The sequence below is a fragment of the Mesonia aestuariivivens genome (assembly GCF_019311235.1).
Taxonomy (GTDB): domain Bacteria; phylum Bacteroidota; class Bacteroidia; order Flavobacteriales; family Flavobacteriaceae; genus Mesonia; species Mesonia aestuariivivens.
The window spans coordinates 23,390-32,398 of record NZ_JAHWDF010000021.1; the positions used below are offsets into that span (position 1 = coordinate 23,390).

Genomic DNA, 9,009 nt, shown 5'->3' on the forward strand with positions numbered 1-9,009 from the left:
GGCGGATTCGACTACGTCCGAATCCACGCGTAATTGCTATCGTCGGTGCTTATCCGAAAAACATTAAATTTAACCCGTAACTGCGGTTATACTAAACGTTATGTGTAATTAAAAAAAACATATTGTTAAAAACCTAGTTGATAAGTATTTATATTTTTAAAAAAACTTTTAGATTATTTACATAATTTTGGATTAGTATAAAATTCCAATGTTATGAATAAGAAAAAAACATCTAAAAGTGTTGCGTCTCTTGCTGCTAAAACTTTAAAAAATCAAAACGCATCAAACACTGCTAAAAAACTGGCTGGATCAGTATTATCACAAACTAAAAGTACAAATCAAACAGGTGCGAAATTAGAAGATTTAGCTTCAACAGTAATGACCAGTAAAAAATATAACAATAAAACTAAAACTCTCGCAGGTTCAGTTTTATCTCAATCGAACAAAAAAAGATAAATTATGGCAAGATGTACAGCACCTATAAATGGACATCGTTCAGCAAGTGCAAGAGCGAATTGTCCAGCTTGTGGAAGTAGAAGTCGCAGTTATGGATATGGTTACTCATATTCTCAACCTTATTCTTCATCATCTTACAGATCTTCAAGCAGTAATAACAATAATGGAAAAAGAAAAGCGAGTTGGTCGTCATCTGGCTCAACTGTTTTATATACACCGGCTGAGATAAGAACACTAACACCCGTTAGAAAAAATGTTGAGGAACGTTTAGAAAAACCAGATTTACGCGATATTTTTCTTTGTCACGCTTGGGATGACAGAAAAGGTGCTGCAAAAGAATTACACGACTTATTAGAATTTAAGGGTGTTTCGGTTTGGTTTAGTGAAAAAGATGTTGCCTTAGGTTCGCCACTAATGCGTGAAATTGATAAAGGATTAATAAAATCTAGAGTTGGAATAGTTTTAGTCACACCGTTATTTCTTAAACGAATTGAAGGAGCAGGTATCGCTGACAAAGAACTTTCTGCACTTTTAGCTCGTGACTTGATAGTACCAATTGTTCACAATACAACTTATGAGAATTTAAGGGATGCAAGTCCGTTACTTGGTTCTCGCAGTGGATTAAGTACAATAGAGGATTCTATGGAAGAAATTGCTTCTAAATTAACTGAATTAGTTACGCCTGAAACAGTTGAAAGTTATTGATAGATAATTAAAATAACTACACATAACAATGGTAACCGTTGCACAAGCCTCTAATTCTTAGAAAATCTCACTTATTTAAACCGCTTTAGAGTGGTTTTCTAGTTTTATATCGTTTGTAAATTAGCAGAATATAGTCTCTTTAAAATGGACGACATTGAATTTATAAAATGGGTTGGGAAAAATCTTGAATTTAAATGTGAAGAGTTTCTTAACTGGAATAGAAAAGAAACAATGATACTTGATACAAATGATTTCAAAATAAAAACGCCACACAACACCGGTAACCGTTGCACAAGTCTAAATTTCTAAGAAAAGAGGATTATTCTGATTTTTAGGAATAGTTAAATTGTTGCTTTCTAAGGGTATGGTGTTATTGAAATCTACTATTAATTTTAAATTTGATTAAGAAAGAGGTTGTGCAATAGGCACACCGGCTAAACTTTATGCGGGTCCTGTGCTTTCTCATAGTTTTGTGTATATTTACTAAGTCGCCAAATCTTGTTTCTTTGGCTTTGTGAAATTAAAAAAACAAATCCAAAAAAAGCTTCAGCTTAGTACGTGTTCGAAAATCTAGGCGATTTTCTTTCCGCACAAAGCCTAGCCAAAACCGTTGTGTGTAATGCAGAAAAAATCGCCTGAATTCAAGAACTTAACGCAACAAATGAGAATCGACTGCCGAAAATGCAAACATTCAAATATTGACTAATAAGTTCGAACTCAAACCTACTGCGAAATAAGATGACAGCATTATTTTAAAAACTGAACTTATAACCAATTTAATGTTATTGACCACATTTAATTCTCCCACTTTTCACCCCAGCTGTTCAGTGCCAATATGATCTCGATAAGATCTTTACCTTTATCGGTAACTGAATATTTCAATTGTTGGGGGTTGGTGCCTGATATCTCTCTTTTGCAGATCAATCCCTCATCCTGCAATTCACTTATTCGTTTGGCCAGTACCTGATCAGATATGGTTGGAAAAACTTTCTTTAGTTTGCTAAATTGGTAGACCTCTTCTGAGATACAATATAACAACTGCATTTTCCAGCGTAAGCCTATTCTTTTTAAAATACTATTGACATTGCAATATTCTGCCAAAATTTTCAAGTTCTCATAATTCGTCGACTGTAATTTGAGTTCGCTTGCCATGGTATCTTTTTTCTGTATGCCTTTCTAACTCACTTTCGGGTGAGATATTGTCCTTTCTATTTGTTAAAACTAATTTTGTCAAAAACTAATATAATGAAAAATACAATGAGAGTACTTCTGTTTTTAATTCTGGCCTTTACTGTTCAAATAAATTTTGCGCAATCAAAAAGCGATAACCCTACCTTTGTTCTAGTACACGGTGCATGGCACGGCGGATGGTGCTGGAAAGACGTCAAAGAAAATTTGATCAAGGAAGATTTTGCAACTTATACTCCCAGCTTGAGTGGCATGGGCGAGCACAGGCATAATCTAAATGATAGTATAAGTTTGAAAACCCACATCCTCGACATCATTAGCTTGATAGTGATGGAGGATCTGGAGAATGTTGTTTTAGTGGGGCATAGCTATGCTGGTTCTGTAATTACCGGTGTAGCCGATAGCATACCGGAACGACTGAACAAATTGATCTTTCTGGATGCCATGCTCGTACACGATGGAGAGAGCCCGATAACTTCAGAACCTAGATCAGAACAGCTCAAAAAGATGAAAGTTTTTGATAAAAAGGAACATTTCGCCCCTATATCCTCAACATATTTTGGCGTTTCTGATATTGAAAAGGTTGAATGGGTAAATGCAAGGTTGACCCCTCAACCTTATATGACCTTTGGCCAACCATTACAGCTACAGCACGCTTTTGGCAACGGGCTTCCCATGGTTTACATCGCCTGTACAAATCCTCAACTTTCGGTTTTAAAAGATAGAAGCGACGCGCTCAAAAATAAACCAGGTTGGAAGTATTTAACATTGAATACAGGTCATGATGCCATGATTACCATGCCCAACGAGCTTTCTGTAATGCTTATGGAGTTGGCTAAATAGAACAAACATAATTGCGCCTGGGCAATTGAAACCGATTTTGGTGGCGGAGTTGTTCGAGATACTAAAAATAGGAACAAAACTATTGCTTTAAATACTGCATTAAGTCGAGTTGCTTTATCTGATGCTATTGGTGCTGTACTGACTTTTTTATGTACAGAATATTCATGATGGAAAAATGCTCGACAAATTGAAGTTTCAGGCGGGCAAATGATTTAATGCCTTTACAGGAGTCGTTAATTGATACTTTGCAGCATTATTCAAGTAATAAAGATATAAGTATTATGCAAACTATTTTAAAAGTAGGTGGTGTAAACGTTGCTTCTATAAAAACAAATGCCTGGAATGCTATTTCAAATTCCAAACTTGAGTTGGTGGATTATAAATTAATTGTGCCTCTTTCAGATTTAGTAGAATCAAAAGAAATTTTGAAAGCAAAAAGCAATAATTTAATGAATTTTGCCAATGAAAATCTTAATGAAACAAATATGGATAAAAAGAAAATTATGATTTTATATGTAAAAGACATTATGGGAACCGAAAAAGCTATCAAAGAGCAGATAAAAATCGTTAAAAAAATGAGAGAATAAAGCCAGCTGCCAACAATGGTAACCGTTGCACAAGTCTAAATTTCTAAGAAAAGAGGATTATTCTGATTTTTAGGAATAGTTAAATTGTTGCTTTCTAAGGGTATGGTGTTATTGAAGTCTACTATTAATTTTAAATTTGATTAAGAAAGAGGTTGTGCAATACGCACAAAGTACTGTGGTAAAAAACAAGTAAAACTCCTTAATTTTTAATAAATTACTTCTATGAGAATCATCATAAAGTAGTCCTGATTTTGCTATGGCAAAAGCTTGTTTAAGCAGCTTATTACACACAGCTATTAATGCTGTTTTCTGACGATATGAAAAATGCAATTCCAAAAGAACATTGGACTAAAAACGCAAGCTAGAAATATAAATGCTCTTGAATTTACTAAATACGAAGAATAGTTTAATGCAGAATTACCTAAATTTCAAGCTTATTTAAATAATAATTAAAATTTTACAAAATGAAAAACACCTATCACGTTTTAGTCCGCTTTGAAATACAAGAGGAGAAGTTTCAAACTTTGTACTCATTGATTAAAGAATTTTTTGAAAAAGAAGTGAATTCTAGTCCTGGTTTTATATCTTCTCAGATTCTCACTAATGAAGAGAAAACTATAGTCATCAATAAAGCTACTTGGGCATCTAAAGAAAAGTTTGATAAATTTGCCCAAGAAACTGCGTCAAAATCTGAAATTTCAAAAAAAATAGCAGCTTTTAACCCATTAAGAGAGACATTTTATGAGTTTGATTATTTAAAAAAACGGAAATAAAAACTGTGTACAATCGAGTAGACGGCTCCGCCAGTAACTGACGGAGTGCGCCTCTCACACCACCGTACATACGGGTCTCGTATACAGCGGTTCATAATCCATCTTTTCACTCGCTCTTTACACCAATTGAAACTATTTCGTACTTTATGAATAGGCTACAGATTTTCTTGGGATTCGCTCACCCAATGAATGAAAAACAATGCTCCTATTCTAATTTCCGAAAGGATTATGTTCAGTCCTTCCCTAATTGTGAGACCTATGCAGCTTTACTGCAACGCGTTTCCTTTAGGTACTATGACCGCTGCTGACTTCTCCTGTACCAACCCGTGATATTCCCGCGCGGCATGCTGGCCCGTTCGCTAAAAATGTCTACAAGACATTTTCTTTACGCTCCGTCCTCCAGGTAAGGACATCTTCTTTCCCCTGATTCCTGCCGGATCTACTACTTCGGTATTCATTTCCAAAGAAACGTTTAGGACATCACAATGATGTGCTTGCTCATCCAACCTTATAGCCTCTTATCCGGTTCCTGCTTGGTTTATCCTGAGCAGCGTCGAAGGGTCAGTACGGTCAGTACCGGGGTTTGTAGTCCCGCTTTACTCACCCCTTTTTTATTCTTTTTTTAAGGTATTCGTGAATACGAAGCATTTCTTCAGATGTGACCTCGCGGTCACCACCCTTGCAGCTTACTAATGGTTCAAAGAGCCTGTCCTGAGCCTAGTCGAAGGGTTACCCCTGCCCATAAGGGACCTGCACCCTCTAGATTAATATCATATCTTAGATATGATAAAGATACCCATGCTGGGCACACACAACAGCTATAAGCAATAGCTCGGGTTTAGGCTAAAACAAAAAGTTCGGGGGTTTTTGTTAAATTAATAAAAATGAAATGGATTATTTGCGCGCTACTGCGTTATAGCCAATCTGTTAGGCACAATACGAAGAAAAAACCGAATCAAAAAAATTATGATATGAGACTTACATTTAAAATTTTAATTCTATTAACCATATTTACATCCTGTTCAAACTCTGATGATGAGAATAATCCTGATTGCACTTACACACCAGATTTATCTGCAGAAGAAGCTTCTAATATTACAGAAACTAGCGCAACATTTAGTGGACAAATTATTTCCCCAACTTGTGAAAGCACAGTAACTTCTCAAGGTTTTGTTTATGCCAAAACAACTCTTCCAAAGACTGATGATTTTGTCGTAGAGGTCAATGGAGAAAATATTTTAGCCGAAGTAAATAATTTAGAACGGAATACAAAATATTATATGAGAGCATTTTTTGTAAACCCATCTGGCGAATATTATAGTAATCAAATTGAACTTACAACAGTAATAGGAGAAATTAATATTACGACAAAAACTATAGAAAACATTGCTTTAAATAGTGCAACGAGCGGAGGAATAATTAATGATGATGGCGATGGAACAATAATAAACAAAGGAATATGTTGGAGTACCTCTCAAAATCCCACAATTGACGACAACCACATAGAAAATAATACAAATAACTATGAATTTAATTCAGAGATTACTGGATTACAAGAAAACACAACTTATTATGTGAGAGCATATGCTATGAATGAAAGTGGTATTGCGTATGGAAATGAAGAAACTTTCAAAACTTTAGCGCCAACATATAAAGTTAATTTAGAAATAACAGGAACTGCAGGTAACTGTGGTTTTTCATCAAATGTTTTATTGCACTATGAAATCAATTACAAGTTTGACGATAGTGATACTATTTCTGAAACAGCTGAAGGTTCTGGAGATATTTACTATCATGAAAAGGAAGGAGAAATTAGAAATAATTTAAATGTAACCATCTATCTTGGGTATTTTGACCCCGAATATCCAAACAACAGCAATTATCCTGGCTCTTATTTGGATAATATATCAATTACAATTACGCACATAGCTACTAATGAAGAAGTTTTGAATACTACATTACCTGACTTATTCATATGTACAGACTCGGCATATAAAAATATTATCAATTTTAACCCAGTCGACAGAACATACACAATAGATAGGTTAACTTATGGATTTTAAAAAAGTACTGTGCCTAACAAAGAACTGAGGTAAACACCAACGTTGCCTCTACATTAAATTTGAGACATCATTAGTCTGTACTAACATCTATACGAATAGACCTTAGCTGTAATATTTACTTCTTTTTTTCTATCTATCCTTTTGCTAGAACAGCTACATAGTTTTCATCATAAGGCAATCTTGATTTAGCAATAGCGAAAACTTGTTTTAAAAGCTTATTGGCCACTGCAATCAACGCCAGTTTCTTGCTTCTGTCTTCCTCTATTTCCGTACCTCATTCGTCGGAGACAAGTGGCCACAATTCGCTTATAGATTGCCCTGCAACCCTTATTGTGCTTGCAGGCATTGAAAGCACACAGAAATAATAGGTTTCGGAGTTTCTTGTTACGATGCCTTCCTCTTGCTCATTCTTCACTCGTCGGAGACAAGACTTATTCTACTCCTACCTCTTACGCTACTGGCTGACTCCCTTATCGTCGGGGTAATACCCTGTGGCTTCCATTACTACCAAAGAGTCTACTGCTAATGTATTGACAAATAATTTAAATCTAGAAGAATCATTCTTAAACTGAGAATGACCTCCTTCACTGCTATAAACATCAAAAACATCTTTACTGATATCAACTCCAAAAGTTTCTTTATATTTATCCATAAGAACTGATTTTATGAAAGAACATACTACCGTAATCACAACAACTTGAAAACGAGGTCTAGCTTCATAGAACTGAACGTGGTTGCAGTAGTTAAAGAGAGGCGATTATCAATGTTGTCGAAGTCTAACGCTTCACCGTATAACAGAACCTTAATCCTCTCTTTGTTCTTTCTGATTTATTGTTTAAATTTAATAAGAATCAAACTTAAGATGTACAACCGTCAGGCTTAGTTTCTGCATTTTTGAAAGTTTCTTGTATATTCATAAGTCATTTATATTTTGAAAATTAACACCTAATTCACGCCCATCGGTTATACTCAACGTTGGGCTTCATTAAAACACACATCGAAAAATTGATTATAAAAAGAATTTTACAATTATTATTAGTTGTTATTTTAACAATTCTGACACAAGTTGGAGGAATAATTTATATTTTAAGTTCTTACCTAAACTCAAAATTGAAAAGGAATTTTAAAGGGAGAAAAAGTATTATATTTTTAATAATATATCTATTCACGACTTTTGTAATTATACCTTTTACTGCTCCTTTATTTGGTCGAGAAGCAATTGTTAATTCTGAGAAAATAAAACCAACTAATTTTATGACAATTTTATGTAATAGAAATTATGTAAAACCTGAAATGAACAAGTTGTTGAAAAACGTAGAATACAGTTTAAAGGATTCAAATATTGAAATACATTACTTAGATGCTAATTTTCCTTTCATTGATAAATTCCCTCTTCTACCTCATTTGAGCCATAATGACGGTAAAAAAATAGATTTAAGTTTAATCTATGAATCTGAAAATGGAAAAATATCAAATGAACAAAAATCTGTTAGTGGTTATGGAAGTTTTGTAGAACCAAGAAATAATGAGTTTAATCAAATTGAAAAATGTTTGAATAGCGGATATTTTCAATATGATTATCCGAAATACTTAACACTTGGAAAAATAAATCCTGAATTAAATTTCTCTGAAAATGGAACAAAAAAATTAATTGAATCAATATTAGTTCAAAGTAATATCGGAAAAATATTTATTGAACCTCATTTAAAAAATAGACTCAAATTGAAAAATAATAAAATCCGATATCATGGTTGTAGAGCTGTGAGACATGACGATCATATTCACATACAATTGAAATAAAATAACGAAAGCCCAACACCGGCTAAACTTTATGCGGGTTCTGTGCTTTCTCAAAGTTTTGTGTATATTTACTTAGTCGCCAAATCTTGTTGATTTGGCTTTGTGAAATTAAAAAAACAAATCCCAAAAAAGCTTCGGCTTAGTACGTGTTCGAAAATCTTGGCGATTTTCATCCCAAACAAAGCCTAGCCAAAACCGTCAGACTGTCTCAAAACCATGCCATCTTTACCGATTATTTTTCAGGATATGATCTTTGGTATGTTTATTTTTAAGGTATGGAATATCAACAAGGACAAGACCGGGAACAGCTCAGCCTTTATTCGACCTGTTTGGATGATATGATCCCTGGGGAGAATAGCGTACGACTCATCGATCAATTTGTAAACTTGCTCGATTTATCAAAAATGGGCTTTCAGACCATAGCCACTCAGGGAAGGCCGCCCTATCACCCGGCAGACCTGCTCAAGCTCTTTATCTATGGCTATATGAACCAGATGCGATCTTCCCGAAGATTGGAGAAAGAGGCTTATCGTAACATTGAAGTGATCTGGCTGATTAAAAACTTAAAACCCGATCACAATACCATTGCCCGGT

The 9,009-nt window shown here is 34.5% G+C and carries 10 protein-coding genes and 2 pseudogenes; 8 read left to right on the forward strand and 4 right to left on the reverse strand.

The window, feature by feature from the left end; all coding sequences use genetic code 11:
• Window positions 1-213: 213 nt before the first annotated feature.
• The gene (locus KW502_RS14165; RefSeq protein WP_219041213.1) at window positions 214-456 is read left to right on the forward strand and encodes a hypothetical protein; all 243 of its coding nucleotides are present in this window, start codon (window positions 214-216) and stop codon (window positions 454-456) included.
• A gap of 3 nt (window positions 457-459) precedes the next feature.
• The gene (locus KW502_RS14170) at window positions 460-1,161 is read left to right on the forward strand and encodes a toll/interleukin-1 receptor domain-containing protein (protein ID WP_219041214.1); all 702 of its coding nucleotides are present in this window, start codon (window positions 460-462) and stop codon (window positions 1,159-1,161) included.
• A gap of 795 nt (window positions 1,162-1,956) precedes the next feature.
• Here KW502_RS14170 and KW502_RS14175 read toward each other — a convergent pair.
• Complete coding sequence (locus KW502_RS14175) at window positions 1,957-2,313, reverse strand: winged helix-turn-helix transcriptional regulator (protein WP_219041215.1); 357 nt, start codon at window positions 2,311-2,313, stop codon at window positions 1,957-1,959.
• Between the two features lie 93 nt (window positions 2,314-2,406).
• Between KW502_RS14175 and KW502_RS14180 the strand changes: the two genes are divergently transcribed.
• Together KW502_RS14180 and KW502_RS14185 are read left to right on the forward strand one after the other, a co-directional pair.
• Window positions 2,407-3,192 carry an alpha/beta fold hydrolase gene (locus KW502_RS14180; protein ID WP_219041216.1) on the forward strand — a complete coding sequence of 262 codons (786 nt, stop codon included), beginning with the start codon at window positions 2,407-2,409 and terminating at the stop codon, window positions 3,190-3,192.
• Between the two features lie 215 nt (window positions 3,193-3,407).
• Window positions 3,408-3,779 (forward strand): hypothetical protein, encoded by a 372-nt coding sequence (locus tag KW502_RS14185; protein ID WP_219041217.1) that lies wholly within the window; start codon window positions 3,408-3,410, stop codon window positions 3,777-3,779.
• 210 nt (window positions 3,780-3,989) lie between these two features.
• On the opposite strand, the pseudogene KW502_RS15480 reads toward KW502_RS14185, so the two are convergent.
• Window positions 3,990-4,091 (reverse strand): annotated as a pseudogene (locus KW502_RS15480) (IS110 family transposase); the annotation flags it as partial.
• A gap of 152 nt (window positions 4,092-4,243) precedes the next feature.
• Here KW502_RS15480 and KW502_RS14190 point away from each other — a divergent pair.
• Window positions 4,244-4,552 carry an antibiotic biosynthesis monooxygenase gene (locus tag KW502_RS14190; protein ID WP_219041218.1) on the forward strand — a complete coding sequence of 103 codons (309 nt, stop codon included), beginning with the start codon at window positions 4,244-4,246 and terminating at the stop codon, window positions 4,550-4,552.
• An 884-nt stretch (window positions 4,553-5,436) separates the two neighbouring features.
• The gene (locus KW502_RS14195; RefSeq protein WP_219041219.1) at window positions 5,437-6,615 is read left to right on the forward strand and encodes a hypothetical protein; all 1,179 of its coding nucleotides are present in this window, start codon (window positions 5,437-5,439) and stop codon (window positions 6,613-6,615) included.
• 133 nt (window positions 6,616-6,748) lie between these two features.
• Here KW502_RS14195 and KW502_RS15485 read toward each other — a convergent pair.
• A pseudogene (locus tag KW502_RS15485) lies at window positions 6,749-7,104 on the reverse strand (hypothetical protein); the annotation flags it as partial.
• Complete coding sequence (locus tag KW502_RS14200; RefSeq protein WP_219041220.1) at window positions 7,070-7,267, reverse strand: hypothetical protein; 198 nt, start codon at window positions 7,265-7,267, stop codon at window positions 7,070-7,072. The gene KW502_RS14200 and the pseudogene KW502_RS15485, both read right to left, overlap by 35 nt.
• 353 nt (window positions 7,268-7,620) lie before the next feature.
• On the opposite strand from KW502_RS14200, the gene KW502_RS14205 reads away from it, so the two are divergent.
• A complete protein-coding gene (locus KW502_RS14205) occupies window positions 7,621-8,415 on the forward strand; it encodes a hypothetical protein (protein WP_255554266.1) in 795 nt (264 codons plus the stop codon).
• A 275-nt stretch (window positions 8,416-8,690) separates the two neighbouring features.
• A partial coding sequence (locus tag KW502_RS14210; RefSeq protein WP_219041221.1) for a transposase occupies window positions 8,691-9,009 on the forward strand: 319 nt, incomplete at its 3' end.